Here is a 25,371-nt window from a genome sequence, read left to right as displayed (position 1 = left end):
CCGCCGCCATGGGCGCAAACCCATGGCGGCGGTGGCGGGGAGCCGCAGCGGTACCTTGTGGTTCAAAGCACGGCCACTGCCCTCACGGTGGCGGCCTGCCCGTTCCCTGCCCGCCTGCGTACAGGCGGGCAGGAGTCCGGGAGGGCCGGCGAACCGGTCAACGTGCAGGGCTGAAGCTGTCGCGCAAGGCCTTCACCTCGTCGTGGTTGCGCTGGGCGCCATCGGCCTGGCGCTGGACCAGGGCGCGCAGGTCATGCGGCAGGCTGGCCTTCAGGGCCTTGCGGTAGCGGGCCACGGCCGCATCCTCGCCGCGTTCGCACTCTTCCAGCACGGCCTTGTCGTCCTGCGTGGACAGGGCCGTCTTCACGGACACCCAGCCGCGGTGCAGTGCACCGGCCACCGTACCGCCGCTGACAGGTTCACCGCCGCGGGCGCGGATCTCGCGTTCGAGTTCGGCGGCAGCGGCCGCGCATTCACGCGAGTGGCGCTGGAAAATGCCCTTGAGCTGGCCCGAATCGGCATGCTCGGCGCTGGCGTGGAAGCCGTACTCGCCATCGCGGGCCGACTCCAGCAGGTCGTTCAGGGTGTCGATCACGTCGTCGTTGTCGATCTCGCCCGCCACGTCCAGCGGTTGGCTGTTGTAGGCACGCTCATAGGCGGCGCGGGTGGCGGGCTGCACGTCGGTCCAGGCCAGGCCATCGTCGCCATGGCGGGCGCGCCAGTCATCGGCCAGGCGGGGCTCGACGGCGTCGTAGTCGCCTTCGTAGCGGCCCACCGAACTCCAGCCCAATTCATAAGCGGGGCGGTACTGGTCGTACGTCCGGCCGCCCACGTAGTAGGGCTCGCGGTGGTAGTTCTCGCGCCAGTAAGCATCTTCATTGGTGGGGTTGACCGCTTCGCCGGCCGCCTTGCCAGCCAGCCCGCCCGCCACCGCACCGGCCACACCGCCGATGGCGGCGCCCACAGGACCACCGAAAGCGCCGGCTGCGGCACCCGCGGCAGCACCGCCGAGGGCAGCGCCCACGCCTGTGCCCACGGGGTGTGCACCAGGTTCATTCGTCAGGGGGTCACGGTTCGCATCGTTGAAATCGGCCATAAGAGGTCTCCGGTTGGTTGAACAGTGGGTTTATTGTGGGAGGCCCCTCGCGCCCCATGGGTCGGCATGCAGAGGGTGCCGGTGTAGGACATCCGGCCCCTTGTGCAGAGGCCTCGAAACAGCCTGAAACAGATGCCGCCGCCTTGGCAGGCCGTCCGGGCAATCGCACGGGACAATGCCGCATGAGCCTGCCAACCTCCCCCACCGCCCCTGTGACCTGCTACCTCGAATCGGCCGAGCACGGTGAATTCATCGAACTGCTGCTGCACGCGGGCGGCACCCGCTTGCGCGTGCGCAGCGGCACCATCGGCAAGCCCTGCCTGGTGCTCAACGCCACCTACGGCACGGCCAGCAAGGCGCAGGCCCACTGCCAGCGCCTGCAGGCCGAATGGCATGAACGGGGCTACATGCCCTGCGACCCGACACTGCCGGTGGCCGATGGCAGCGTGGCCGACGAGCTGTTCTGCGACGGGCGCATACCGCACGCGCTGCTCGATGCCTTCCTGGCCATCAACGGGGCCGACGAACTGCGCGGCCAGCCCCGCAGGCTGGCGCTGTTCCGCCACGGGCTGCGCTGGCACACAGACTTCGATCTGGAGCGCATCGCCGAATTCGGCCTGCATGCCGGCGTCGTCGTGGAGGGGGATGTGGAGGTCGCTGGCGTGTTCAGCCAGCTGACCTACACCTACCCGGGGCAGACGCTGGTGAGCGGCACCATCCACGCCACGAGCTTCGGCCATGGTGACGGCCACATGCGCGTGATGGGCGACGTGAAGGTGGCCAACATCATCTACGGCGAGTACAACGACGGCAGCCTGGTGATCAATGGTGCGATGCGCGGCCGCGCCTTCATCACCCTGGACCATGACATGTACGCCGAAGGCGGCTACCACCTGCCGATCTGTGAGTGGAATTCGCACGAGAACTGGGAGGGCTACCTGGACCCCGAACTGTTCGAGTTCGACGACGAGAACGCCGACGAGCCGGGCACCATGATTGCGGCAGAGGCGATACGCCGCTTCATGCGCGAGGGACGCGACCCCTTTCGCCCCGGCGCACAGCCGGTGATGCGGGAGCCGGCACCCGAGCCTCCTCCACCGCCACCACCGCTGTCACCGTTCGCCCAGCGCGTGCGCGAACTGGCGGATGCAGAGGACGTGGAAGGCCTCACCCAACTGATCGAGACCTGGCCCGACCACGGCGAGGAATGGGAGCAGGCCCTGGTCGGGCGCCTGTACGCCCCCAGCACGACGCCGGAACAGCGGGTGCGGCTGAAGGCCTTGCAGAGGAAAAAGCCGTAGCTCAGGCCGCGGCCACCTCGGCCTGCACTCCGGCAGCCACCTCCAGCACCTCGCGGGCCTGGTCTGCCCCCAGCTCGGCGCCACGGCCTGTCCAGGCGACGAACTGGTCCGGGCGCACCAGCACCAGCCGGACGTCGTAGCGCTCGTGCTCGCCTGCGCCCTGCGCCTGCACCACCGCCAGAGGCAGCGACTGCTCGGTGGCGGCATCACGGAAGGCCTGGACCTCCTGCGCGCTGGCGCCGAAGGCCAGCAGGGTAAAGCCGGCGCCCAGTTCCTCATACACATTGCGGCCCGAGGGCAGCAGGGCCGGCGCCAGATGGTGGCCGGGCCGTGCGTCGAAGCGGTGCGAGCCCTTGGCGCTGCTGGCACGGCCCGCGCTGTCCCAGACCACGGCCGAGCCCTCGTAGTGGGGTTCGAAGGCATGCACCTCGCCCACCGCGCCCTGGGCCCGCGCCCTCCAGGCGGCCTCGAAGGCGGCCAGGTCGTGTGCGGGGTCATGCGCATCGAGGAACGCGCGGTCCGTGTCGATGGACTTGGCGATGAAATCGTTGATGGTGGAGGCGAACACCGGGCGCCGTTCGGCATCGTACGAGTCGAGCAGGCGCTCGCCGCCCCAGCCCTGCAGGGTGGCAGCCAGCTTCCAGCCCAGGTTGCGCGCATCCTCGAGCCCCGAGTTCACGCCATAACCGCCGTAGGGCGGGTGGCTGTGCGCCGCATCGCCGGCCACGAAGACACGGCCCTGGCGGTAGCGGTCGGCCAGCATGAAGCGCAGGTCCCAGAATCCGACGTGCTCGAACTCCACGTCGAACTGCGCACCCACCGCTTCGTGCAGGTAGGCCGCGAAGTCGAAGTTGTCCTTGGTCGTGCCCGGTGGCACGGGCGCATGGAAGAACCAGGTGCTCCCCAGGTCCACGCGGCCGAAGAACTTCCAGTAGCCCTTGAGTTCAGGCTGCAGCACGTTGTAGTAGGACTTGCCGGGGTAGCGCTCGAGCAGCTGGTGCAGCCCGTGCGAGCGGAACACCAGCAGCACCATCATGCGGTCATGGTCCGTGCGCGTCTGGGTGATGCCGGCCTGCTCGCGCACGACGGAACGGGCGCCGTCCGAACCCACGGCATAGGCGCTGCGCAGCACGCGCTCGACACCGCTGCCGCCACGCTCCGCGATGGTGATGGACACCCCATCGGCATCCTGCACCACGGCCTTGGCTTCCCAGCCGTAAAGGGTCTGCACCGAAGGCAACTCGGCCACGCGCGCGCGCAGCACGGCCTCCGTCGCGTACTGCGGCAGCCGCTCATTGCCGGTGAAGTAGTAGGGCTTGACCAGGTCGCGCTGCAGCCAGTCGTAGGTGTGGGGGCCGAGCAGCGTGCCATGCGCCGTCAGCCCGCCGATGCCGTATTCCACGGGGATGGTGCGCGCTGCGCGCAACGGCTTCTCCGCCCCCCAGAAGTGGAAATGCTCCATCGTCCGCTGGGTCAGGTTCTGGCCCTTGGGGATGGGCTGGGGCTGTGGATAGCGTTCCACCACGATGGTGCGCACGCCGCGCTGGCCCAGCTCGATCGCCAGGCCCATGCCCACGGGCCCACCGCCGGCGATGACCACTTCGGCGTCCTGCGCCAGATCCTTGCTCGATGCGTTCATTGCGTCTGCTGCTTTCGTCATCTTCATCATTCGGCGGTGATGCCCTGGGCCTTGATCAGGTCGGCCCAGCGCTTGGCGTCGGCGGCCACCAGCTTCTTGAAGGCCTCAGGCGTGCTGTGGGCAGGCGTCATGCCCTGGGTCTCGAAGGCCTTGGCCACGGCGGGTGCCGCCAGCACCTCGCGCAGCTCGGTGTTCAGGCGCTCCACGTAGGCGCGGGGCGTGCCCGCAGGCGCAAACACGCCGTACCACATGTCCACGTTCAGGTCGCCCACCTTCAGGCTGTTCAGCGAAGGCACCTCGGGCAGCAGCGGATGGGGTGTTTCGGAACTGATGGCCAGAGCCTTGAGCTTGCCCGCCTTCACGTGCTGCAGGGCCACGTGGATGGGCAGGAACATGGCGTCGATCTGCCCGCCGAGCAGATCGGTCACGGCCGGTGCCGTGCCACGGTAGCTGATGTGCGTGAGCGAGACCTTGGCGCGGTTCTTGAGCAGTTCCATGGCCAGGTGGTGCGGCGTGCCCGCGCCGGGCGAGCCGTAGTTGAGCGCACCGGGCTTGGCCCTGGCGCGCTCGACCAGCTCCTTGAGCGACTGGATCTTCGAGCTCTCGCTGGCCACCAGCAGCAGTTGCCCCCAGCTCGTCTGCCCCACGGGCTGCAGGTCGGTCAGCGGATTGAAGCCCTGCTTGGGGTACAGCGCCATGTTCATCACGAGCGTATTGACGCTGACCAGCAAGGTGGCCCCATCGGCCGCCGCACGCACCACCTCCTGCGTGCCGATGATGCCCGAGGCACCCGCCTTGTTGTCCACGAAGAAGGGTCGCTTGAGCCGCTCGGACAGCGGGGCTGCGATCTGGCGCGCGATCAGGTCGATGCCGGTGCCGGGCGTGAACGGCACGACCAGGCGCACGGGCGTGTCCGCACCACTGCCCTGCGCACGGACCAGGGGCGCCGCCACCGTGGCCAGGGCGCCGAGCACGATGTGTCGGCGTGGAAGGGAGGACGGCTGCAACGGGGCTGCAAGGGTCATGGCTTTGTCTCTTTGGAAGTTGGACCACAATTACAACGACAGTCTTGATTTGAATCAAACGGAAATTTCTGATGAATTCGTCAACAAAGCTGATGAATTTGAGTAGCCGCCAGCTCCACGCTTTTTTGGAGGTGACACGCCTGCAGAGCTTTGCCAAGGCAGCCGAGCAGGTGCACCTGTCCCCCTCGGGCATGAGCATGCTGGTCAAGGAGCTGGAGGAGCAGATGGGCGCACGCCTGTTCCACCGCACCACCCGCTCGCTCACACTCACCGATGCGGGCCGGCGGCTCCAGCCGGTGGCCGAACGCATCGTCGGCGAGCTGCGCACGCTGGGCGCCGTGCTCGATGGCAGCGAGGCCGCCGTGCGCTCGCGCCTGCTGGTGGCGGCCACGCCCATGATCTCGGCCAGCCTGCTGCCCGATGTGGTGCGCGGCTTTGCCGACACGCATCCAGCGGTGCAGGTGCACCTGGCCGACGTGGAGGTGGGCACCGTGCGCCAGGAGGTGCTTGAGGGCGAGGCCGACATCGGCTTCGGCTTCTTCGTCAAGCCGGCCGTGGGCCTGTCGCGCCAGCCGCTGTGCAAGTTCCGGCTCATGCGCATCAGCCCGCCCGGCGCCGGCAGCGGCCTGGCGGAAAGCCTGCCGTGGAGCAGCCTGGCGGGCCTGCCCCTGGTGAGTCTGCCTTCGGGCAACCCGATCCAGGTGGTGATCGAAAAGCACCTGTCCCGCCTGGGCCGCACGCACGAGGAGCGCCCGCGCATGAACCTGCTGGGCACCATCATCGGCATGGTGCGCGCCGGCCGGGGCCATGCCGTCATCCCTTCGTTCGCGATGGAGGAATGCCTGCGCCAGGGCCTGGGGGTGGCCATGCTGCGCGAGCCAGTGGCCCACCTGGACCTGTACCTGGTGTCACGCCGCGGCACCCAGCCCAAGCCTGCAGCGCTGGCATTTGCGGCGGCGCTCAAACGCGCCGCGGCGCGTCTACCGGGCTAGCGTCGCAAGGACGCCAGCAGCGCGGCGAGCAGGATCAGCGAGCCCCCGAGCACCGTGCGCGCCTCCAGCTGCGAGGCCGACAGCAGCACCGAGGACACGCTGGCAAACACCACTTCGGACAGCATGACCACCGCCGTGGTGCCCGCCTTCAGGCGCGATGCGCCGAACTGCAGGGCCCAGTTGCCCAGCATCAGCACGCCCGACAGCAGCAGCCCCGTGATGGCCCAGGTGGCGTTGAAGGCCGGGAAGGCCTCCACCAAGCCGAACTGCATGCCGACGACCGCCGCCACCAGCGCCATGAGCATGCAGCCGCCGAACATGGCGAACATGCGCGCCTGCCCCGGCACATCGTGCAGGCGGCGCACCGTCACATTGACCAGCGCGAACATGAAGCCGCCCATCAAGGCCAGGCCATCGGCCATGGACAGGCCCTGCAGCAGGCTGGCCGGCGAGGCGTCCCCGGGCAGCAGAACCAGGACCACACCGGTGAAGGCCAGCACCAGCCGCGCGATGGCCATGGGCGTGGGCCGCTCGCCCAGGATGCGCCAGGCCAGCAGCACCGCCCAGGCGGGCATGAGGTAGAACAGCAGGATCACGCGCACCACGTCGCCCACCGTCACGGCCCAGTTGAAGGCCACGTTGTTGAAGCCCGAGGCCAGCGCCAGCAGCCACAGCCCCGGGTGCTGGCGCACCTGCGCGAGGATGCCCGGCCGCAGGGTCAGCAGGCCGAGCAGCACCACGGCGTACATCGCCGCAGTGGCCCACAGCGGGTGCAGCCCGGCACCATGCATCAACCGGAACGGCCACCAGGCCAGGCCCCAGACGAAGGCGTTGAACAGCAGGGCGAAGACGGGCAGCGGCGATTGCATGGAGAAAAAAGAGGCGCCCGCAAGCACTCCGGGCGCGGGCATCGGTCAACGAAAGGGACGTGGCGCAAAAGGCAGAAAACCGGCAGGGCAAAGGCCCTGTCGCCGGGCGATTGTGCCTGCCCTTCGGTGCCCGTCCTGGTCAGCCACGTTCGGCCGCCTGCAGCAGGTCCCCGGGCGTGTAGCCGAAGGAGCGGCGAAACCAGCGCGTGAAGTGCGCCTGGTCGGCAAACCCGCACTCCGCCGCGACCGCGGCGGCCGGCTCGCCCGCCAGCAATAGCTGCCGGGCACGGTGCAGGCGCACGGCCCGCAAGTAGTCGCCCGGTGCCATGCCCACCCATTGCGTGAGCACGCGGTGGATGCGCTCGCGGCTCACCCCGCAGCGGTTTGCCAGGTCCGCCACCGACAGGTCGCTGCCAGCCACGGCCTGCTGCACCCGCTCGATCAGGGCGCGCACCGCGGCACTCGGGGGCCCCGGCTCCACGGCAGATGGATCGGCAGGCAGGCTGCGGCGCAGGGCTGGCACGGCGCGCCGCAGCCAGGCCTGCACCTCGGCCGTGGTGACCAGGCCGCGCGCGCTTTCGGCCAGCCGGGGCATGCGCGCCACGCCGCTGCGCGGGGGAGGCCGCAGCCCTTCGTGCACGAGCCAGTCGCTGGGCACATACAGCATGGCCACCAACACGCGCCCCTGGTACTGCGGCGCGCTCAGCGCCCCCGTGTGGACCATGCCCGGCGCAATCGCGATCACGTCGCCCGTGCGCGCCACGAACGGACGGCCTGCCACGCAGCAGCGGCATTCGCCGCGCACGATGGCGCCGAACGACCATTCCTCGTGCCAGTGCGGCACCCACTCCTGCCCCGGCTCCTGGTGCCGCACCTGCTCCAGGTCGAACACGCGCAGCCGGCGCACCTCGGAGCGCAGGTTCAGCGCCACGGTGACAGGCCCTGCGGGGCGGCAGCCCTGCGCTCAGGCATCGACCGCGCCTGCGACGGTGATACCGATCCAGCCAGCGCTGGCGCCCCCCGCCACCAGCCCACCCAGCAGGCCGATGTCCTCGCATGGATGGGGGGTGAGCTGCAGCGTGGCCGTGGCCTCATGCCAGCCCGCCCCGACGCGCTCCCCGATGGCCGGTTTCACCAAGGCCAGGGCAGGCAGTTGCGCGGGCTGCCGCAGGTCCGGCCAGCCCACGGCGCCGATGGTGGGCATGCCCAGAAAACCCAGCGCCCGGCCGGGCTGGCCCGTGAGCGTGGCCTGCGCCTCGAACACCCGGCGGTCCTTCACCGCCAGGCTAGCACCCAGCCGGCTGCCGGCGCGCAGCGGTGCGGCTGCGGGGTGGTCCAACGGCAGGCTGCGCGTCAGCCACGTACTGCCCAGCTTCTTGGGCCAGCCTTGCAGCAGACCACGCACCAGGGAGATGTCCTGGTCCACCCAGATCGCCGGGCAGTACATGGCGCGGCTGCCATCGGGCCGCTCCACCCCCAGCACGACGATGGTCTCGCGGTACTGCGCCAGCACCGGGTCGAGCAGTTCATCGCCGTGCAGCGTGCACGCCTGCCAGTCGGCAAAGTGCACGCAGCCCGTCCCCAGCGGCCGGCCCGCCGCCGGCGGCACCAGTGGCACTGCGCACTCGGCATCGAACTGGAAGGCCACGTTGAGCAGCCAGCCGGCGTAGTGCCACGGTGGCGGCGGCACCAGGGCCGAGCGGCCCGTGGTGGTGAAGGGTGCGGTAAAGCCCTGGTGGGACCAGGCCGGGAGAGAAGCAGCAGATGAAGAGGTCATGCCCGCGATGGTGCCCACGGCCTGCGCGCACGGCTAGAACGGATGTGAACCGCACACCGGTGCTGTACCGCCACGCGCGCCGGACCGGCGGGCCCGGTAGGGTTGCACGAACAGATAGAGCCCCGTCAGCAGCAGCACGGCCAGTGGAGCCAAGGGCGCGTAGGTGATCCACGCAGGCGGTGCTCCTCGGCCCAGGCCCATGGCCGCGAAGTTGGCCACGACAGTCAGCGTGAAGGCGATCGATACCCAGCGGTGGACCTGCCGGAGCCGGTTGCCGCCGCCGCTCATCGCGCCGCCCCGGCAGCGCGCTGGATGACCTTCCAGCCATTGCCGGCCGGGTCGCGAAAGCCCGCATCCACATTGCCGTAGCGGTCCACCGGCTCCTGGGTGAACTCCACGCCCCGCTCGCGCAGTTGCGCGCAAGTCGCGCGGCAGTCGGCCACATGCCAGACCAGCGGCGGCATGGCCCCCTTGGCGACCATGGCGCGCAGGGTCTGCGCCGTGGCGTCATCGTGCAGGGGCGCCCCCGGGGTGAACAGGCCGAGCTGGAACGAGGGCTGCTCCGGGTCCTGCACCGTGAGCCAGCGGTAGCTGCCATTGCGCACATCGGTGTGCACGCGAAAGCCGAGCTGCTCCACGTAGAAGGCCAGCGCTTCGTCCTGGTCGTCCACGTACACGCCCACCACACCGATGCCCTGGCTAGGCGGGTTCATCAAGCTTGTCATCGTCATCGTTCGATCTCCTGGGTTGTCGAAGACCTGTTTGTACCGTCCGCCGCGCGCCGACGCTTCTCCAAAACTGCGATCGTGAGGTCCGGCCGCTCCGCCGCCTTGACGATGCACCCCGGCACGCTGGCCAGCGGCCCGGCCTCGGCCCGGGCCTCGCGCCGCAGCGCGCTGGGGCTCTTGCCGGTGATGTCGCGAAAGATGCGGCCGAAGGTGCCCAGGCTTTCCCAGCCGGTGGCGAACGCAATGTCGGTGATGGGCTGGTCGGTGTCCCGCAGCAGGGTCGACGCCTGCTCGATGCGGCGCGTGAGCAGGTAGCGGTGCGGCGGCACGCCGAAGGCCTGCTTGAACGAACGCGCGAAATGCGCCTCGGACACCCCGCTCACCTCGGCCAGCCGGCTGACCGGCCAGGCCTCGTGCGACGCGGCGTCCATGCGGTCCTTGGCGCGCAGCAGGCGCCTGAGCAGGGCCGGGTCCTGCAAGCCGGCCACGGCCGGTGGTGCAGGGGGAGAGGGTTCGGGAGTAGCGGGTGGGGTCATGCGTCCTCGGATCAGCAGCCCCATTGTCGGCGACCCCAGCCGGCCTCTGCCAGGGCGGGTTGCGGTGAGCGCTGCACATATGCAACAATGAATGTTACTTAAATTTCATCCCGCCATGCCTACCTCATCCACCGGCGAAGATCCGAACGCGCCATTCGCCGATCCCCATGCAGTGGCCTCCTACGCTGACCGCACCCGCCGACTCGTGCCCGGTTGGGACGATCTGCAAAAGATGGCCGGCGTGCTGCTGGCCGAACATGCGCCGCCACAGGCCCAGGTGCTCGTCATCGGCGCCGGTGGCGGCGCCGAACTGGGCGTCTTCGCCCGGGCGCAGCCGCAGTGGCGCTTCGTGGGCGTGGACCCGTCCGAACCCATGCTGCAATTGGCGCAGGCCACGCTCGGGCCGCTGGCGGCGCGCGTGGACTTTCACCAGGGTTATGTGCACACGGCACCCGCAGGCCCTTTCGATGGCGCGACCTGCCTGCTCACCCTGCATTTCGTGCCCCATCAGGAGAGGCTGGCCACCCTGCAGGCCATCCACCAGCGCCTGCAGCCCGGCGCCCCGCTGGTGACGGCCCACCTGAGCTTCCCGCTGGCATCACTTGAGGAGAGCGCGCAGTGGCTGGCCCGCTATGCCGCCTTCGCCATCGCCTCGGGCGTGGACCCAGAGGCCGCGCACCGCGCCTCCACGGCCATCGACACCGCCCTGCCCCTGCTCAGCCCGGGCGAGGAGGAAGCGCTGCTGGCGCAGGCAGGCTTCAGCGGCATCCGTCTGTTCTATGCGGGGCTGGCGTTCCGGGGGTGGGTTGCCCATGCCTGACGGGCTATGCCTTCAACCCGTGCCGCTCATGCCACTCGGCCAGTGATTCGGACGGAAACGCCTGGTAGTGCCGGTGGCCCTTGCCTTTGGGCACATCGACCCAGTTGGCGACGAATTCGAGCATGCCCTCGACCACTTCGGGTGGCTTGGGCAATGGCGTGTCGATGGCCGAGGCATGGGGGTGGACCAGCTCGGGCCAGCGCGGGTCCCACAGCCACAGGGCGCTGCCGCACTGCAGGCAGAACTTGCGTTCGGCCTTGGAGCGCTTGGCGCGCTGGCCCTCCTCGCGCACCACGGCATGGTAGGTGCCCAGATGCCTGGCACCCCGGACCTTGAGCGTGCGCGCGTCGCCGCCCAGATTGATGGCATAGCCGCCTCCACCCGCCGTCTTGCGGCAGATGGAGCAGTGGCAGTGCATGAAGGGCACGGGGCTGTCGGCTTCGAGCGAGAAGCGGACGGCGCGGCAATGGCAGGAGCCTTCGAGGTGCATGGGACGTCCAGAGCGTTGGGGTGAGCCCTGCAGCCTACACAGCCGCGTGATCGCGGCGTGTAGGAGCACCACGCATCGCCCTCCCACCCTGCCCCCTAAGAAAAAGAGCCCCGGGATTCCGAGGCTCTTTTCTTGCACCAGCGGCGCCCCAGGCGTTCAGCCCTCGTCCGGCGCGTCCAGGCCCAGCTCCTGGATCTTGCGGGTGATGGTGTTGCGGCCGATGCCCAGGCGCTGCGCGGCCTCCATGCGCCGGCCATGGGTGGCCACCAGGGCGGTGCGGATCAGGCGCGATTCGAAGCGGCGCGTGAGCGCATCCCATACCTCGGGCTGGCCGCCGGACAGGAGCTTCTGCGCCTCGGCCTCCAGCGCCTGTTCCCAGCTCAACACGGGGCTTGTCGCCGCGGCAGCGGGCGCTGCCAGGCCCACGGCAGCGTCTGCAGCCCAGGTGGCTGCCGGCGCGGCCGCCGCGAACTGCGGTGCCGAAGGTGCCACGGCATGCAGGCCCCCTACCATTTCGGGCGCAGGTGCGATGGCCGCCACGGGCATGGCGATCACCGGCTGCGGCGCCACGGCCTGACCGTCGGCCACGGCGGGACGGGCAGGTGCCTGGAACACCGGGGCCTCGAGCACTTCGGGCGGCAGGTCCTGCAGCGAGATCACCTGCGCGGGCGCCATCACGGTGAGCCAGTGGCAGATGTTCTCGAGTTGGCGCACGTTGCCAGGAAAGGCAAACTGCTCCAGCCGCACCAGTGCCGAATCGGCGATGCGCTTGGGCTCCACGCCCAGCTGCCGCGCGCTTTGCTGCAGGAAGTGGCGCGTGAGCATGGGCACGTCTTCATGGCGCTCGCGCAGCGCGGGCAGGCGCAGGCGGATGACGTTCAGGCGGTGGAACAAGTCCTCGCGGAAACCGCCTTCCTTGACGCGCTTTTCCAGGTCCTGGTGGGTGGCCGCGATCACGCGCACATGGGCCTTCACGGCCGCATGGCCGCCCACGCGGTAGAACTGGCCGTCCGACAGCACGCGCAAGAGGCGCGTCTGCAGGTCGAACGGCATGTCGCCGATTTCGTCGAGGAACAGCGTACCGCCCTCGGCCTGCTCGAAGCGGCCGCGCCGCTGCGTCTGCGCACCGGTGAAGGCACCGCGCTCGTGGCCGAAGAGTTCGGATTCGAGCAGGTCCTTGGGGATGGCCGCGGTGTTGATGGCCACGAAGGGGCCGTCCGCACACGGCGAATGCTTGTGCAGCGCACGTGCCACCAGTTCCTTGCCCGAGCCCGATTCGCCGGTGATCAGCACCGTCACCTGGCTCTGGCTGAGCCGGCCGATGGCGCGGAACACGTCCTGCATGGCGGGCGCCTGGCCCAGCATCTCGGGGGTTTCGGCCTGGCGCTCTTCGGTCACTTCCTCGCGCTGGCTTTCCTCCACGGCGCGGCGGATCAGCTCCACCGCCTTGGGCAGGTCGAAGGGCTTGGGCAGGTACTCGAACGCGCCGCGCTGGAAGGCCGACACGGCGCTGTCCAGGTCGGAGTACGCCGTCATGATGATGACGGGCAGGCCGGGCTGCAGTTCGCGTACTTTCTCGAGCAGCTGCAGGCCCGATCCCCCGGGCATGCGGATGTCGCTCACCAGGACCTGCGGTGCCTGGCGGGCGGGGTCGCCGGCGGTGATGTCGGCCAGCGCGTCGAGCACTTCGCGCGGATGGGTGAAGCTGCGCGTGGGCAGGTTCTCCCGGGCCAGCGCCTTTTCCAGGACGAAGCGGATCGAGGGGTCGTCATCTACTATCCAGATCGGCTTCATATCTTTTTCTTACCTTCCCTGTGGTTGCGTGTCAGGGACCTCAGGGCAAGGGGATCAGGATACGGAAGTCGGTGCGACCCGGCACGCTGTCGCATTCGATCAATCCGTGGTGCCGCTGTACGAAGGTTTGCGCCAACGTGAGTCCCAGCCCCGATCCGCCGTCCCGACCCGACACCAGAGGGTAGAAAATACGCTCTTTGATGGCATCGGGTACGCCCGGTCCGTTGTCGATGACATGCAATTCCAGTGCCAGCCGGTAGCGCTGGCGACCAAACGTTACTTGTCGGGCCACGCGGGTGCGCAGGGTGATCACCGCATCGCCTGCAGCCACACGCTCGGACAGGGCCTGGGCCGCGTTCTGGACCACGTTGAGCAGGGCCTGGATGAGCTGCGCCCGGTCGCCGCGGAACTCGGGGATGGAGGTGTCGTAGTCGCGCTGCACGCGCAGGCCGTGCGGGTACTCGACCAGCACCAGCGAGCGAACGCGCTCGCACACTTCGTGGATGTTGACGTCGCCCACCAGGTGCGGGTGGCGGTGCGGGGCCAGGAGGCGATCGACCAGGCTCTGCAGGCGGTCGGCCTCATGGATGATGACCTGGGTGTACTCCGTGAGTTCGCGGCTCTCGAGTTCCATCTCCAGCAGCTGCGCAGCGCCGCGGATGCCCCCCAGCGGGTTCTTGATCTCGTGGGCCAGGTTGCGGATCAGCTCCTTGTTGGCCTGGGCCTGGTCGAGCAGGCGCTCCTCACGGTCCTGGCGGGCCTGCTGCTCCAGGGGCCACAGCTCCACCAGGATCTCGCCGGCCTGCTCGGCCGCCGCCACGTTGACATGCACGGGCACGGGGTCCTGGTGCAGGCGCTTCAGGCTGGCCTCGTAGCGCAGCGCCGCAAAGTCCTGCACGCGGGCACCGGCCAGCGCGGTCTGCAGCAGGGCCGGATCGGTGAAGAAGGTGGAGAAGTCGCCGCCCTCCAGCGTGCGGCGCGACAGGCCCAGGGTGTTTTCCAGCGCGGCATTGGCGAACTGCACGGCGCCATCGGCGCGCAGCACCGCCACCAGCGTGGACATCAGGTCCAGCGAATGGAACCGCTCGGTCTCGGACAGGAAGGTGGTGTCGGGTGGAGTGCTCACGCGCGGGGTCGGCTCAGAAGGTGTGAATGAATCCGGCGTGTCCGAGCAGGCCGCCACAACGCGTGCGGTCTAGGCGCAAAGCACAGCCATAGCTCGGGCTATGGCGAGCATTTGCAACGACGAGCGCGCGTGTTTTGGAGGGATGAGCGGGCATGGCGGGTTCTTTCACACCTTCTCAGTTGGCGGGTGCCACGCGGCCCAGCTCGCGCTTGATGCCGGCGATGTCGCTCTCGCTGCGCGAGACGCTGGCCTTGAGTTCGGCCGTGCGCTCCATGTAGCGCTGCGGGTTGCGCAGATCCAGCGCATTGCGCTCGGGCGCGCCGCCGTTGTATTCCTTGACCAGCTCGGCATGGCGCGCCTCGGCCTTGCGCAGCTCGGACTCGAGGATGGCACGCGCATCGGCGTCGCGGGCCTTCTGGTCGTTGGTGTTCACGCGCGGGGCGCCGGGTGGCGATGCGGACGGGGCACTGCCCGCAGCAGGCGCGGCGGCGCCGCCCGCAGCCGCGGCCGGGCGTGCGCCCTGCACCACGGTGACATTGCCGCCTTCGACCAGCTTGCAGCCGCGCTCCTTGGCCTGGGTGGCATTGTTCGTGTACTCGTTGCCACAGCGGTAGATGCGGTCCTGCGCCCAGCCGGCAACGGGGGCCAGGGCGGCAAGCAACAACAGGGTGGTGACAGTCTTCTTCATGGAAATTCCTCGCGCAGCAGCTTATGCAGGGGACAACCAGAGAGTATCCCCCAATCATCCCGCATCGCCAATTGAGCAAGTACCGCGGCCATGGGGGCTTCGGGGCGGGTCTTGGGACGGACAACGGGCCTGGGGCATGGCTGCAGACAGTGCGCCCAGGCTCTACAGAGGCGCCGCCGCCTGCGTTGGTTCCGCAGCCAGTGTTGTGCCGACGCCATGAAAAAAGGCGGCTTGCGCCGCCTTTTCGGGGTAATCGCCGGGTGGGCAGATTACAGCGAGTAGTACATGTCGTATTCGACAGGGTGGGGAGCCATGCGGAAACGCGTGACTTCGGTCATCTTCAGATCGATGTAGGCATCGAGCATGGAGTCGGTGAACACGCCACCCTTGGTCAGGAAGCTGCGGTCCTTGTCGAGGTATTCCAGGGCTTGGTCCAGGCTGTGGCACACGGTAGGCACCAGCTTGTCTTCCTCGGGTGGCAGATGGTACAGATCCTTCGTGGCGGCTTCGCCGGGATGGATCTTGTTTTCCACGCCGTCCAAGCCGGCCATCATCAGGGCCGAGAAGGCCAGGTAAGGGTTGGCCGATGGATCGGGGAAGCGCGCTTCGATGCGGCGGCCCTTGGGGTTGGCAACGTAAGGGATGCGGATCGAGGCCGAGCGGTTGCGGGCCGAGTAGGCCAGCTTCACAGGGGCTTCGAAGCCGGGCACCAGGCGCTTGTACGAGTTCGTGCCGGGGTTGGTGATGGCGTTCAGGGCACGGGCGTGCTTGATGATGCCGCCGATGTAGTACAGCGCGAAGTCCGACAGGCCGGCATAGCCGTCGCCTGCGAACAGGTTCTTGCCGTCCTTCCAGATGGACTGGTGCACGTGCATGCCGGAGCCGTTGTCGCCAGCGTAGGGCTTGGGCATGAAGGTGGCGGTCTTGCCGTAGGCGTTGGCCACGTTCCAGACCACGTACTTCAGGACCTGCGTCCAGTCGGCGCGCTCGACCAGCGTGCTGAAACGCGTGCCGATTTCGTTCTGGCCAGCGCCTGCCACTTCGTGGTGGAACACTTCGACCGGGATGCCCAGGGATTCGAGGATCAGGGACATTTCAGCGCGCATGTCCTGCGTGCTGTCGACGGGAGGCACGGGGAAGTAGCCGCCCTTGACGGTGGGACGGTGGCCACGGTTGCCGCCTTCGAGCTTGGCACCCGAATTCCAGGGGGCTTCGTACTCTTCGATCTCGAACATGACCTTGCCGGGTTCGTTGGACCAGCGCACGCCGTCGAAGATGAAGAATTCTGGCTCGGGACCGAAGAAGGCCGTGTCGCCCAGGCCGGAGGCCTTCAGGTAGGCTTCAGCGCGCTTGGCGATGGAGCGTGGGTCGCGGTCGTAGGCCTTGCCGTCACCGGGTTCGATCACATCGCACTGCAGGAACAGCGTGGTTTCTTCGAAGAAGGGGTCGATGTTGGCGGTGTTGGGGTCGGGCATGAGTTGCATGTCCGAGGCTTCGATGCCCTTCCAGCCAGCCACCGACGAACCGTCAAATGCGTGGCCCGACGTGAACTTGTCTTCATCGAAGTGGGAAACCGGCACGGTCACGTGCTGTTCCTTGCCCCGGGTATCGGTAAAACGGAAGTCAACGAACTTGACCTCGTTTTCCTTCACGATCTTCATCACGTCTGCAACGGTCTTGGCCATCAGGTTCTCCTGGGTAAAGCGCTTGTTGAAAAAAGAATTTGCCGAAATAAAAGCAGTTTGCGTGCCAGCGGGGTGCAATCACCGCACTATCGCGGAGCAGCGGCCCGACCTGGGCTCTGGCAAGGGCCATCGAATGCACAAATTTGGTGCATCACAACCACCCCCACTGCACATCACAGGTTGCGCACCATTTCGGGGCCAAGTTCTGCACCAAATTCGTGCAGTCCATTTTTGAGGTCCGTCCATGCCGCGGGAAGCGCCTGGGCCGGGCCTTTGACGCCCAGTTCGATGTGCCGCCCGTATTGTGGATGATCCACGCTGGGCAAACTGAACACCCGAACGCCTTGGTGCGATTTTTCTATGCGCTCCATGAGCGGAGTGAGTGCCGCCTCCATGGCGCCGAAGACCACCACCGAATGCTCGGTCTGGGGCGTGCGGTTGAAGTGCTCGGCATACAGGGTGTCCAGCACCCATTCGATCATCGGCCAGGCCATCACCGGAAAGCCCGGCACGAAGTGCACGGCCCCGCCCTGCCCGCCCGGGCTGGCGAAGGTGAACCCCGGGATCTTGTTGTAGGGGTTGGGGATGGTCTGGGCTCCCGCCGGGAACATGCCCATGTTCAGGCGGTGCACGTTGTCGTGGCGCTCGGGCTCGTAGGGCAGGCCCTGCTCGCGCGCCACGTCCTGCATGCGCTCGCGGATCAGACGCTCGGCCTCGGGGTGCAGGGCCAGGTCCGCCCCGAGTGCCCGCGCCGCGCACTGGCGGGTGTGGTCGTCGGGCGTGGCGCCGATGCCGCCGCACGAGAACACCACGTCGCCCGAGGCAAAGGCGCGCTGCAGCGTGGCGGTGATGCGTGCCGGGTCGTCGCCCACGTAGTCGGCGTAGGAAAGCGCCAGGCCGCGCGCCGCCAGCAGCTCGATGGCCTTGGGCATGTGCTTGTCGGCGCGCTTGCCCGAGAGGATTTCGTCGCCGACGATGATGAGGCCGAAAGTGGGGGTCATGGGGTGCTACGGGAATCGGTAGGGAGGGCGCCGGGGGCCGGCAGGGTGGCCGCCGCAGGGGCGGGTGCACTGGCAGGGGACGGTGCGGTGTCTGCAATGGCGGGCGCAGGTGCCAGCGCATCGAGCGGCAGGCGCGAGGGCACGGGCATGGTGGCCCGCACGTCGTCCTCGCGCAGCTCCTGCAGGGCCGCCAGGCAGAAATGCGTGAACCACAGCGAGGAGAAGGCAAACACCAGCATGTAGATCCAGATCGCCAATGGCACCAGGACGGCAAACGCCGCCACGAACAGCACGCCCGAGGCCCAGACGATGCTGGGCGCGGCGCCCAGGTAGCCGGTGATGATGCCGATGCCCAGCAGGCTGGCGCGGTGGCGCTCGAACAGGCGTTTGCGCTCTTCCTTGCTGGCATGCTCGGCCAGCGCGTCGAAGGCCATCACACGGTAGGTCAGCCAGCCCCAGATCAGCGGCGGCAGCACCAGCACCAGCGGCGGCACCAGCCACAGCGGCACGGACACCGCCAGCGCCACCAGCGCCAGGGCCGTGGAGCCCACCGACCAGGCCAGGCTGGCGAAGAACGAGCCGCCCTTCTTGCGCACCAGTTCGGGAAAGCGCCGCTCGGCCACCAGGGTCACCAGGGCCGGCGTCATGAGCACGGCCACCAGCAGCAGCGAGACCACCACCAGCACCGGCGTCGCCGTGAGGATGACCATCATGGGCGCCAGCACCGCCACCACACTGCCCAGGCCCCAGCCTTCAAGCCAGCTCCAGAAATTCTTGAGCATGGGGGAGGCATCCAGAAGTGAGTGCATGCTCTGCACCGCCACGTCCCAGTAGAAGTAGCCCAGCCCGAACGCAAGCCCCGCCATCAGCATCAATGGCAGCAGCGACAGGAGGATGACGCGGGGGCGCATGCAATACGCCGCGGCGCGCCAGAAGGAGTCCAGCAGTAGTCCCATGCGCGTGAGCATACCGCGAGCCTTGCCCCGTGCCGATGACACCCGTGCGTGCGTGCCTATGCGGCTGGAACCGGCGTGCCCGCGGGCTTGGCGAATTCACCCAGCACGACCCCGGCAATGGCGGCAAAGGCCTGGCCCGGCACTTCCAGCGTGCTGGTGCGCTCGCCCGAGCCGCAGAACACCACCGGCAACGCGGGCACCTGCCGATCCACCAGCACGCGCACCCCGTCCTGCTGCACGAAGGGCCCCACACCGCCGGCCTGCATGCCCAGTCGCTCGCGCAACAGCTCTTCATCCAGGGGCGCCAGTTTGGCGCGGGACGTGCCCACGGCCCGCGCGACGGCCGCATAGTCCACCGGATCCAGGGCGCGCAGGGCCACCAGCACGATGCCGCCATCCCCGGCCTGGAACGCCAGCGTCTTGACCATCTGCGGCACCGGAAAGCCCAGCCCCATGAACTGCTGCGTGGTGTGCGCTTCTGGGTGCTCATGCACCCGGTAGGCCACCTGGCCCTGCGCCAGAAGGGTGGCCGAGACAGGGACGAGGGGCATGGCGATCAGCTCCTTGGGGATGGCAGGGAAATGCTCCCACGGTGTGCGGGCACGGCTCGGGACAGCATAGCCGAGCTGCCCCCACCCACACTCAGGCGCGCGTTTCCGCCGCAGCCGCGCCCTGCCCCGCCGGCACCTGGGCCGCGGCCTCGCGCCGCGCATAGCGCTGCGCGAGCACGCCACAGACCATGAGCTGCATCTGATGGAACAGCATCAGCGGCAGCACGATGGCGCCCGCCACATTGGCGGCAAACAGCACGTTGGCCATGGGCACGCCGCTCACCAGGCTCTTCTTGGAGCCGCAGAAGACGATGGTGATCTCATCCTCCTTCGAAAAGCCCATGCGCCGTGCGCTCCAGGTGGTGAGGGTCAGCACCAGCGCCAGCAGCACCGCGCACACGGCCAGCAGGCCGGCCAGGGCCATGGGCGGCACCTGGGACCACAGCCCGTCGATGACGGCATGGCTGAAGGCGGCATACACCACGAGCAGGATGGAGCCCTGGTCCACCACCTTCATGACGGATGCGCGCTGCTGAAAAAAGCCGCTGATCCAGGGGCGCAGCAGGTGACCGATGGCAAAGGGCAGCAGCAGCTGCACGCCGATGCGGCCCATCGCCGCCAGCGGATCGCCCATGGCCGCGTTCTGCGACATCAGCAGACCCACGAGCAGCGGGGTGAAGGCCACCCCCAGCAGCGTGGAGGCCGAGGCGCTGCAGACGGCCGCAGGGATGTTGCCGCGCGCCATGGAGACGAAGGCGATCGCCGACTGCACCGTGGCCGGCAGCGCGCACAGGTACAGGATGCCGGTGTACAGGTCGCGCGTGACCAGCGGCTCCAGCACCGGGCGCAGCGCCCAGCCCAGCAGCGGAAACAGCACGAAGGTGCTGGCCACCACCACCAGGTGCAGGCGCCAATGGCCGATGCCGGCCAGGATGGCCTGGCGCGAAAGCTTTGCGCCATGCAGGAAGAACAGCAGGCTCACGGCCACGGTGGTGGCCACCTCGAGCGCCCGGGCGAAGCCGCCGGAGGCCGGCAGCAGGCTGGCGGCGACGACCGTGGCGACGAGGTAGAGCGTGAAATTGTCGGGAAGCAGACGGGAACGGGCCATGGGAACAGGGGCGCGAGGGCCTCAAGAGAAACGGGTTGCACCGATTGGACCTGCTTTGCCACCCCAAGAGAAATGGATTGATTTGATGAATTTATAATTTCCCTGCATGAATCAAGGGTGTGCCATGGCCTATTTCCCCACGCGCGGCCCACGGCGTGCGGCGTCTGCTTTGTCGCACGGCTTGCCCATGGCCCGCCATGGGCTGCGCCGCGCTTCGCGCATCCATCCCCACGCCATGGCCCGCGCGAAGGGGAAATAGGCCATGGCACACCCTAGCTTGCGCCAGTTGCGCGTCTTCCAGGCCGTGGCCCTGCACAGCAGCTTCACGCGCGCTGGCGACCAGATCGGACTGACCCAGCCGGCCGTGAGCCGCTGCGTGACCGAGCTGGAACAGCACCTGGGCATCAAGCTGCTGGACCGCACCACGCGTGAGGTGGTGCTGACCGAAGCGGGCCGCAGCCTGGCGGTGCGCCTGGCGCGCGTGCTGGAAGACCTGGACACCGTGCTGCTGGATGTGCGTGGCCTAGCCACGCAGCGCCAGGGCCGGGTGCGGGTGGCCAGCAGCCCCACCCTGTCGGCCAACCTGCTGCCCGAGTGCATTGCGCGCTGCCGGCAGGACCACCCGGGGCTGGAGCTGCTGCTGCTGGACCGCATGCAGCACGATGCCCTCGCCAGCGTGCTCTCGGGAGAGGTGGATTTCGGCGTGGTGATCGAGCCCGAGCCGGGGCGCAACGACGAGCTGCATGCCGAGCCCATCCTCTCCGAGCCCTTCTGCCTGGTCTGCCCGCCCACGCACCGGCTGGCCAGACAGCGCAGCGTGCGTTGGGCGGCCCTGGCCGGTGAACCCCTGGTGCTGCTCGACCATGCCTCCGGCAGCCGCCGGCTGATCGACGATGCGCTGCGCCAGCACGGCGTGCAGGCGCCCGTGGCGCAGGAGGTGGGCCATGTGACGACCATCTTCCGCATGCTCGATGCGGGCCTGGGCATCTCGGTCGTGCCCACGCTGGCACTGCCGCCCGCCGGACTGCAGGGCCTGGAGGTGCGACCACTCACACCGCGTGTGGAACGCGCCATCGTGCTGGTGCGGCGCGCCAACCGCGCGCTGGCGCCCGTAGCTGCCGTGGCCTGGGGGCTGGTGCGCGATGTCGCCGCGCGGCGGACCTAGGCTTTTCCGACCAGGCGCAGCACCCCACGCCACTGCTGCGACCAGAAGCCGCGGCCATAGTCGCGTGTGCGGCCGTCGGGCCCGGGCTCGACCTGGTCGCGCACGCCCGTGGGGTCGTAGCGCTGCTCGAAGTTGGCGGTGCGCATGAGCATGTCCCACCAGGGCAGCAGCACGCCGAAGTTGTGGCCGCCCAGCACCACGCGCGGGGCCTTATCACCCGCGGCCGCGGGCTTGATGGTCTCGTGCCCGATGCCGATGCTGTGGTGCAGCCGGTGAAAGCGCGGACTCACCCACAGCCGCTCGCCCACACGGCCGAACCACAGGCGCACATTGGCGTGCTGAAAACTTTCGCTCAGCTGCGTGATGGCGACAATGGCCACGAACTGCCCCGGCGCCACGCCGATGAGCTGGGCCACCACCACGAGGATGGTGTCGCGCAGCATGTCGTCCAGCAGGTGGTTGCGGTTGTCGCTCCACATGGTCATCTGCTGCTGCGCGTGGTGCAGCGAATGCAGCTTCCACCACCACCCGAAATGGTGCTGGCCGCGGTGGATCCAGTAGTCCACGAAGTCGAACACCACCAGGTACAACAGCAGGCTGACCCAGGCCACGTCGGTCACGCCGGGCCAGAGGCCATCGAGGTGGAAGGTGCTGACGCCCGACATGCGCAGCTCGCCGAACATGGCGTCCATCAGCGGGTCGATGGCGAAGAACAGGCCCACCCGGAACAGGCCCAGGCGGTGCAGCAGGGTGTAGAGGATGTCGGTGCGGATCGTGGCGCGGTTGGTCACCGGCTCCACGGGGCGCCAGCGCTGGATGGGGCCGATGATGGCGATGATCACCGCCAGCTGCAGCAGGCCCACCAGCAGCCAGCCGGTGGCGTCGTAGCCGTCCTCGAGCAGGTTGCCCAGGCCGCCCGCGAACATCAGCGGCTGCACCACGGTCTCGAACAGCCACTGCTGCGCCCCGTCGAATATCGCGCTCAACCACTCCATTGCGTTCGCTGCTCCTGTTGCTGTGCCATCGCTGCCGTGATCGCCCGGCGTCACCGCACGGGCTTTGTACCGTAGTCCGGGTGCTCGCGCAGTGTTCTGAAGCAAAAGCCCCGCTCTTTCAGGCCCACGATCAGGGGCTCCAGCACCGCGGGCGCCCAAGGATCGGTGCGCGACCAGATACCGAGGTGCGCCAGCAGGATGTCACCCGCACGGATATCGCGCAGCGCCTTGCGCAGCAGCGCATCGTTGCTGGCCTGTGCGGTGGACAGCTCGTCGCCCAAAAAGCCCGCGGGCGACCAGCCCACGTGGGTGTAGCCGCAGGCCTGGGCACTGGCCAGCAATTGCGGCGATGTCTTGCCCCCCGGCGCACGGAACAGCGGCAGCACCTTCTGGCCGGTGATGGCCTGCAGGCGGTCGGCGGCCTTGGTGATCTCGGCGCAGTACTCTGCCGCCGTCATCGTGAAGTCCTGCCCCGCGCGCGGGCCGGCCGATGGGCGCACCTTGAAGGAGGGCCTGGCGGCCGTGCCCAGGTCGGCGCGCCAGTAGGTGTGGTCCCAGGTGTGGGAGGCAAAGGCATGGCCTTCGGCGGCCCGGGCGCGCCACCAAGGGGCCCAGTGCTCGCCCAGGCTGCCGTCACCTTCCTTGGTGCGCTCCTGCGCCGCGAAGAAGGTCACCTGCACGTTCTGGCGCTTGAGCACATCGGCCATCAGCGGCGCCACCTCCATGTGGCCGGTGTCCAGGGTCAGGTAGACGGGCTTGGTGCAGGGGCTGGCCTGCGCCAGGCCGGCAGGCGAACCGGCCAGCAAGGCCAGGGGCAGCACGGCCTGCAGGCACCAGCGGGGCACGGCGCGAGCCGCAGCCATGCGGGGCGGCATGCCGGCGGTCATTGCCACTACCGGGGCGCGTGCTGCAGCGTCCAGACGCCGTGCGGGGACTTGCCCACGGGCACCTGGCGCACCACCTTCTTGGCCTCGGTGTCCACCACCGAGAGCTTGCGCGCCCAGCGCGAACTCACGTAGATGAAACGGCCATCGGCCGAGACCTCCATGCAGTCCGGCCCGCCGGGCACGGGGTAGCTGTCCACCACGGCCATGCTGGCCATGTCGATCTTGCTGATCGAATTGGCGACGCGGTTGCTCACATACAGGTGCTTGCCATCGCCCGCCGCACGGAACGCGTGCGCGCCGTTGCCGGTCTTGATCTTGCGCACGCTGCGCGGCTCGCGGCCCGAGACGTCGAACACCTCGACACTGTCACCACCCGTGAGGCCCACGAAGACATGCTTGTCGTCGGGGGTTCCATACACGTCGGCCGGCATGGGTCCGGTCTTGAGGCGCCACTTGACCACCTGCGTGGCGATGTCGATGGCCACCAGCTCGTCGCTGTCCTGCATGGACACGTAGACGGTGGTGCTGCGGCTGTCGATCCACATGTGGCTCGGCGTGCGGGCGGTGTTCACGCGCGCCACCAGCGTGGGCTCCTTGCCGTCCCAGCGGTAGAAGTCCACGTGGTTCAGGCGGTTGGCGGCCGTGATGAGCCACTTCATGTCGGGCGTGAAGCGCAGGTGGTAGGGATCCACGATGCCGCGTATCGTGCGCTGCACCTGGGCCGTGCGCGGGTCCAGGAAGGTCAGTGTGTCACCAAGCGCATTGGCCACGATGAGCGAGCGCTCGTCGGGCGTGAGGTACAGGTGGTGCGGCTCCTTGCCGGTGGGGATGCGCGAGGTTTCCGTCCACGTCAGCGGATCGATCACACTGACATTGGCCTCCAGCGAGTTCAGCACGAAAATCGGCGGCACGGGCGCTGCGGCTGGTGCGGCCGCCACGCTGGCGCCCCACAGCAAGACCAGGCCAGCCAGGGCGGCGCTCACGCGCGCGGGAGAGAAAATCTTCACAAACAACCAAGCACTTTCAGGACAGTATGCAAGTGTAGCGCCGGGAGTCCGGGCTCCTGTGCCGCAAGGCGTAACATCTGCACAGGACAAGGCCTGGATCAAAGAAGTTCCACCTGCCGGCGAATTTGCAGAGGCCGGGATCCCCGGCACGGCGCTCAGAGCGGCGATGCCACCAGGACCTGGAGATCGTCTGCACTGAGCCAGCGCCATTGCCCGGGCGCCAGGTCCGCCGGCAGCGCCATGCTGCCGATCTGCGAGCGGTGCAAGCCCTCCACGCGGTTGCCCACGGCGGCCAGCATGCGCTTGACCTGGTGGTACTTGCCTTCGGTCAAGGTCAGGTCCAGGCGGTGCGTGTCCACCAGCGCACAGGCGGCAGCGCGCACCGGCTTGGGATCGTCGTCGAGCACCACGCCAGCCAGCAGCTTGTTCACCTGCACCTCGTCCACGGGGTGCTTGGTGGTGACCTGGTAGACCTTGGGCACATGCTTCTTGGGCGAACTCATGCGGTGGATGAACTGGCCATCGTCGCTGAGCAGCAGCATGCCGGTCGTGTCCTGGTCCAGCCGGCCCACGGCCTGGATGCCTTGCACCGCCGTCTTGCTCGGCCGCTGGCGCAGCGGGGCGGGCAGCAGGGTGTAGATGCTCGGGTAGGTCGAAGGCTTTTGCGAGCACTCGGTACCCACAGGCTTGTGCAGCAGCACATAGGCCTTCTCGTAGTACGGCCAGTCCACGCCCTGCACACGCAGCTGCAGGCCCTCGGCCTCGAAGTCGGCGGCCGCCTCGGTGCACGGCACATACTCGCCTTGCACCCCAGTGGTGCTTACCGCCACCCAGCCTTGCTGCACCAATCCGGCGCATACGCGCCGGGTTCCAAATCCCTGGGAATACAGAATGTCTTGCAGCTGCATGGTGGTCGAACGAAGGTGAGAAACAGGTGGGCAATCAAGGCAGGCACCTCGCGCCAGCCCTGACAAAGCCGATGGTTCCGCGGGGATTTCAGCAAATTTGCCTTCCCCAAACGCAAAACCCCCCAGTCCTTTGGGGACTGAGGGGATTTGGGGCTGTAAGAGCCTGACGATGACCTACTTTCACACGGGAACCCGCACTATCATCGGCGCAAAGTCGTTTCACTGTC

General features: G+C 68.3%; 25 protein-coding genes. 4 read left to right on the top strand and 21 right to left on the bottom strand.

The window, feature by feature from the left end; genetic code table 11:
• Positions 1 to 157: 157 nt before the first annotated feature.
• Positions 158 to 1,096, bottom strand: a complete 939-nt coding sequence (locus AC07PF_RS24090) for a ferritin-like domain-containing protein (protein ID WP_145698085.1) — start codon at positions 1,094 to 1,096, stop codon at positions 158 to 160.
• A 182-nt stretch (positions 1,097 to 1,278) separates the two neighbouring features.
• Between AC07PF_RS24090 and AC07PF_RS24085 the strand changes: the two genes are divergently transcribed.
• A complete protein-coding gene (locus AC07PF_RS24085; RefSeq protein WP_494613544.1) occupies positions 1,279 to 2,397 on the top strand; it encodes a hypothetical protein in 1,119 nt (372 codons plus the stop codon).
• Position 2,398: 1 nt separating this feature from the next.
• Here AC07PF_RS24085 and AC07PF_RS24080 read toward each other — a convergent pair whose 3' ends face one another.
• Complete coding sequence (locus AC07PF_RS24080) at positions 2,399 to 4,066, bottom strand: FAD-dependent monooxygenase (protein WP_494613543.1); 1,668 nt, start codon at positions 4,064 to 4,066, stop codon at positions 2,399 to 2,401.
• Positions 4,063 to 5,061: a Bug family tripartite tricarboxylate transporter substrate binding protein gene (locus AC07PF_RS24075; protein WP_494613542.1), complete on the bottom strand. Its 999-nt coding sequence runs from the start codon at positions 5,059 to 5,061 to the stop codon at positions 4,063 to 4,065. The genes AC07PF_RS24080 and AC07PF_RS24075 overlap by 4 nt, the downstream gene beginning before the upstream one ends.
• A gap of 92 nt (positions 5,062 to 5,153) precedes the next feature.
• Here AC07PF_RS24075 and AC07PF_RS24070 point away from each other — a divergent pair, with 92 nt between their 5' ends.
• Positions 5,154 to 6,053, top strand: a complete 900-nt coding sequence (locus AC07PF_RS24070; protein ID WP_494613541.1) for a LysR family transcriptional regulator — start codon at positions 5,154 to 5,156, stop codon at positions 6,051 to 6,053.
• Here the strand turns inward: AC07PF_RS24070 and AC07PF_RS24065 are convergent.
• From AC07PF_RS24065 to AC07PF_RS24045, 5 genes are all read right to left on the bottom strand, one after another.
• Positions 6,050 to 6,922: a DMT family transporter gene (locus AC07PF_RS24065; protein WP_494613540.1), complete on the bottom strand. Its 873-nt coding sequence runs from the start codon at positions 6,920 to 6,922 to the stop codon at positions 6,050 to 6,052. The two genes, AC07PF_RS24070 and AC07PF_RS24065, sit on opposite strands and share 4 nt — an antisense overlap.
• A 139-nt stretch (positions 6,923 to 7,061) precedes the next feature.
• The gene (locus AC07PF_RS24060; protein WP_494613539.1) at positions 7,062 to 7,853 is read right to left on the bottom strand and encodes a helix-turn-helix transcriptional regulator; all 792 of its coding nucleotides are present in this window, start codon (positions 7,851 to 7,853) and stop codon (positions 7,062 to 7,064) included.
• A 33-nt stretch (positions 7,854 to 7,886) separates the two neighbouring features.
• Entirely contained in the window at positions 7,887 to 8,699 is an 813-nt protein-coding gene (locus tag AC07PF_RS24055; RefSeq protein WP_494613538.1) for an acetoacetate decarboxylase family protein, read from the bottom strand.
• A gap of 284 nt (positions 8,700 to 8,983) precedes the next feature.
• Entirely contained in the window at positions 8,984 to 9,430 is a 447-nt protein-coding gene (locus tag AC07PF_RS24050) for a VOC family protein (protein WP_494610024.1), read from the bottom strand.
• Positions 9,427 to 9,963 carry a helix-turn-helix domain-containing protein gene (locus AC07PF_RS24045; protein WP_494610025.1) on the bottom strand — a complete coding sequence of 179 codons (537 nt, stop codon included), beginning with the start codon at positions 9,961 to 9,963 and terminating at the stop codon, positions 9,427 to 9,429. The genes AC07PF_RS24050 and AC07PF_RS24045 overlap by 4 nt, the downstream gene beginning before the upstream one ends.
• Before the next feature lie 115 nt (positions 9,964 to 10,078).
• Between AC07PF_RS24045 and AC07PF_RS24040 the strand changes: the two genes are divergently transcribed.
• Positions 10,079 to 10,783 (top strand): class I SAM-dependent methyltransferase, encoded by a 705-nt coding sequence (locus tag AC07PF_RS24040; RefSeq protein WP_494613537.1) that lies wholly within the window; start codon positions 10,079 to 10,081, stop codon positions 10,781 to 10,783.
• A gap of 4 nt (positions 10,784 to 10,787) precedes the next feature.
• Here the strand turns inward: AC07PF_RS24040 and AC07PF_RS24035 are convergent, their stop codons facing one another.
• The 9 genes from AC07PF_RS24035 to AC07PF_RS23995 all read right to left on the bottom strand — a co-directional run bounded on the left by AC07PF_RS24035 (position 10,788) and on the right by AC07PF_RS23995 (position 20,182).
• Positions 10,788 to 11,273: a GFA family protein gene (locus AC07PF_RS24035; RefSeq protein WP_145698095.1), complete on the bottom strand. Its 486-nt coding sequence runs from the start codon at positions 11,271 to 11,273 to the stop codon at positions 10,788 to 10,790.
• Positions 11,274 to 11,429: 156 nt separating this feature from the next.
• Positions 11,430 to 13,067, bottom strand: coding sequence for a nitrogen regulation protein NR(I) (gene ntrC / locus AC07PF_RS24030; protein ID WP_007854210.1), 1,638 nt, complete (start codon positions 13,065 to 13,067; stop codon positions 11,430 to 11,432).
• A gap of 40 nt (positions 13,068 to 13,107) precedes the next feature.
• Positions 13,108 to 14,130 (bottom strand): nitrogen regulation protein NR(II), encoded by a 1,023-nt coding sequence (gene glnL, locus AC07PF_RS24025; protein ID WP_035203374.1) that lies wholly within the window; start codon positions 14,128 to 14,130, stop codon positions 13,108 to 13,110.
• Between the two features lie 238 nt (positions 14,131 to 14,368).
• Positions 14,369 to 14,881, bottom strand: coding sequence for a hypothetical protein (locus tag AC07PF_RS24020; RefSeq protein WP_007854207.1), 513 nt, complete (start codon positions 14,879 to 14,881; stop codon positions 14,369 to 14,371).
• 269 nt (positions 14,882 to 15,150) lie between these two features.
• Complete coding sequence (glnA, locus tag AC07PF_RS24015) at positions 15,151 to 16,566, bottom strand: type I glutamate--ammonia ligase (RefSeq protein ID WP_007854205.1); 1,416 nt, start codon at positions 16,564 to 16,566, stop codon at positions 15,151 to 15,153.
• A 173-nt stretch (positions 16,567 to 16,739) separates the two neighbouring features.
• Entirely contained in the window at positions 16,740 to 17,567 is an 828-nt protein-coding gene (locus AC07PF_RS24010; RefSeq protein ID WP_494613536.1) for a competence/damage-inducible protein A, read from the bottom strand.
• On the bottom strand, positions 17,564 to 18,535 hold the full coding sequence (locus tag AC07PF_RS24005) for an EI24 domain-containing protein (protein ID WP_494613535.1): 972 nt from the start codon (positions 18,533 to 18,535) through the stop codon (positions 17,564 to 17,566). Before AC07PF_RS24005 ends, AC07PF_RS24010 begins: the two co-directional genes overlap by 4 nt.
• Positions 18,536 to 18,579: 44 nt before the next feature.
• Complete coding sequence (locus tag AC07PF_RS24000) at positions 18,580 to 19,074, bottom strand: aminoacyl-tRNA deacylase (protein ID WP_494613534.1); 495 nt, start codon at positions 19,072 to 19,074, stop codon at positions 18,580 to 18,582.
• 91 nt (positions 19,075 to 19,165) lie between these two features.
• Positions 19,166 to 20,182 carry a bile acid:sodium symporter family protein gene (locus tag AC07PF_RS23995; RefSeq protein ID WP_494613533.1) on the bottom strand — a complete coding sequence of 339 codons (1,017 nt, stop codon included), beginning with the start codon at positions 20,180 to 20,182 and terminating at the stop codon, positions 19,166 to 19,168.
• 262 nt (positions 20,183 to 20,444) lie between these two features.
• Here AC07PF_RS23995 and AC07PF_RS23990 point away from each other — a divergent pair, with 262 nt between their 5' ends.
• Entirely contained in the window at positions 20,445 to 21,347 is a 903-nt protein-coding gene (locus tag AC07PF_RS23990) for a LysR family transcriptional regulator (protein ID WP_145698100.1), read from the top strand.
• Here the strand turns inward: AC07PF_RS23990 and AC07PF_RS23985 are convergent.
• From AC07PF_RS23985 to AC07PF_RS23970, 4 genes are all read right to left on the bottom strand, one after another.
• Positions 21,344 to 22,342: a sterol desaturase family protein gene (locus tag AC07PF_RS23985; RefSeq protein ID WP_494613532.1), complete on the bottom strand. Its 999-nt coding sequence runs from the start codon at positions 22,340 to 22,342 to the stop codon at positions 21,344 to 21,346. The genes AC07PF_RS23990 and AC07PF_RS23985 overlap by 4 nt on opposite strands.
• 50 nt (positions 22,343 to 22,392) lie before the next feature.
• Positions 22,393 to 23,205 carry a polysaccharide deacetylase family protein gene (locus AC07PF_RS23980; protein WP_494613531.1) on the bottom strand — a complete coding sequence of 271 codons (813 nt, stop codon included), beginning with the start codon at positions 23,203 to 23,205 and terminating at the stop codon, positions 22,393 to 22,395.
• 29 nt (positions 23,206 to 23,234) lie between these two features.
• The gene (locus AC07PF_RS23975; protein WP_494613530.1) at positions 23,235 to 24,236 is read right to left on the bottom strand and encodes a YncE family protein; all 1,002 of its coding nucleotides are present in this window, start codon (positions 24,234 to 24,236) and stop codon (positions 23,235 to 23,237) included.
• Positions 24,237 to 24,391: 155 nt separating this feature from the next.
• Positions 24,392 to 25,144 carry a 16S rRNA pseudouridine(516) synthase gene (locus AC07PF_RS23970; RefSeq protein ID WP_494613529.1) on the bottom strand — a complete coding sequence of 251 codons (753 nt, stop codon included), beginning with the start codon at positions 25,142 to 25,144 and terminating at the stop codon, positions 24,392 to 24,394.
• Positions 25,145 to 25,371: the final 227 nt, after the last annotated feature.

It is taken from the genome of Acidovorax sp. GW821-FHT10A04 (assembly GCF_059415825.1).
Note: the sequence above shows the minus strand (reverse complement) of the source record. Positions and strands in the feature narration are given on the sequence as shown.

Coding starts and splice junctions, on each gene's coding strand:
- AC07PF_RS24090 (WP_145698085.1), bottom strand. CDS start 1,096: ATGGCCGATTTCAACGATGCGAACCGTGACCCCCTGACGAATGAACCT.
- AC07PF_RS24085 (WP_494613544.1), top strand. CDS start 1,279: ATGAGCCTGCCAACCTCCCCCACCGCCCCTGTGACCTGCTACCTCGAA.
- AC07PF_RS24080 (WP_494613543.1), bottom strand. CDS start 4,066: ATGATGAAGATGACGAAAGCAGCAGACGCAATGAACGCATCGAGCAAG.
- AC07PF_RS24075 (WP_494613542.1), bottom strand. CDS start 5,061: ATGACCCTTGCAGCCCCGTTGCAGCCGTCCTCCCTTCCACGCCGACAC.
- AC07PF_RS24070 (WP_494613541.1), top strand. CDS start 5,154: ATGAATTTGAGTAGCCGCCAGCTCCACGCTTTTTTGGAGGTGACACGC.
- AC07PF_RS24065 (WP_494613540.1), bottom strand. CDS start 6,922: ATGCAATCGCCGCTGCCCGTCTTCGCCCTGCTGTTCAACGCCTTCGTC.
- AC07PF_RS24055 (WP_494613538.1), bottom strand. CDS start 8,699: ATGACCTCTTCATCTGCTGCTTCTCTCCCGGCCTGGTCCCACCAGGGC.
- AC07PF_RS24050 (WP_494610024.1), bottom strand. CDS start 9,430: ATGACGATGACAAGCTTGATGAACCCGCCTAGCCAGGGCATCGGTGTG.
- AC07PF_RS24045 (WP_494610025.1), bottom strand. CDS start 9,963: ATGACCCCACCCGCTACTCCCGAACCCTCTCCCCCTGCACCACCGGCC.
- AC07PF_RS24040 (WP_494613537.1), top strand. CDS start 10,079: ATGCCTACCTCATCCACCGGCGAAGATCCGAACGCGCCATTCGCCGAT.
- AC07PF_RS24035 (WP_145698095.1), bottom strand. CDS start 11,273: ATGCACCTCGAAGGCTCCTGCCATTGCCGCGCCGTCCGCTTCTCGCTC.
- ntrC (WP_007854210.1), bottom strand. CDS start 13,067: ATGAAGCCGATCTGGATAGTAGATGACGACCCCTCGATCCGCTTCGTC.
- glnL (WP_035203374.1), bottom strand. CDS start 14,130: ATGTCCACGCTGGTGGCGGTGCTGCGCGCCGATGGCGCCGTGCAGTTC.
- AC07PF_RS24020 (WP_007854207.1), bottom strand. CDS start 14,881: ATGAAGAAGACTGTCACCACCCTGTTGTTGCTTGCCGCCCTGGCCCCC.
- glnA (WP_007854205.1), bottom strand. CDS start 16,566: ATGGCCAAGACCGTTGCAGACGTGATGAAGATCGTGAAGGAAAACGAG.
- AC07PF_RS24010 (WP_494613536.1), bottom strand. CDS start 17,567: ATGACCCCCACTTTCGGCCTCATCATCGTCGGCGACGAAATCCTCTCG.
- AC07PF_RS24005 (WP_494613535.1), bottom strand. CDS start 18,535: ATGCTCACGCGCATGGGACTACTGCTGGACTCCTTCTGGCGCGCCGCG.
- AC07PF_RS24000 (WP_494613534.1), bottom strand. CDS start 19,074: ATGCCCCTCGTCCCTGTCTCGGCCACCCTTCTGGCGCAGGGCCAGGTG.
- AC07PF_RS23995 (WP_494613533.1), bottom strand. CDS start 20,182: ATGGCCCGTTCCCGTCTGCTTCCCGACAATTTCACGCTCTACCTCGTC.
- AC07PF_RS23990 (WP_145698100.1), top strand. CDS start 20,445: ATGGCACACCCTAGCTTGCGCCAGTTGCGCGTCTTCCAGGCCGTGGCC.
- AC07PF_RS23985 (WP_494613532.1), bottom strand. CDS start 22,342: ATGGAGTGGTTGAGCGCGATATTCGACGGGGCGCAGCAGTGGCTGTTC.
- AC07PF_RS23980 (WP_494613531.1), bottom strand. CDS start 23,205: ATGGCTGCGGCTCGCGCCGTGCCCCGCTGGTGCCTGCAGGCCGTGCTG.
- AC07PF_RS23970 (WP_494613529.1), bottom strand. CDS start 25,144: ATGCAGCTGCAAGACATTCTGTATTCCCAGGGATTTGGAACCCGGCGC.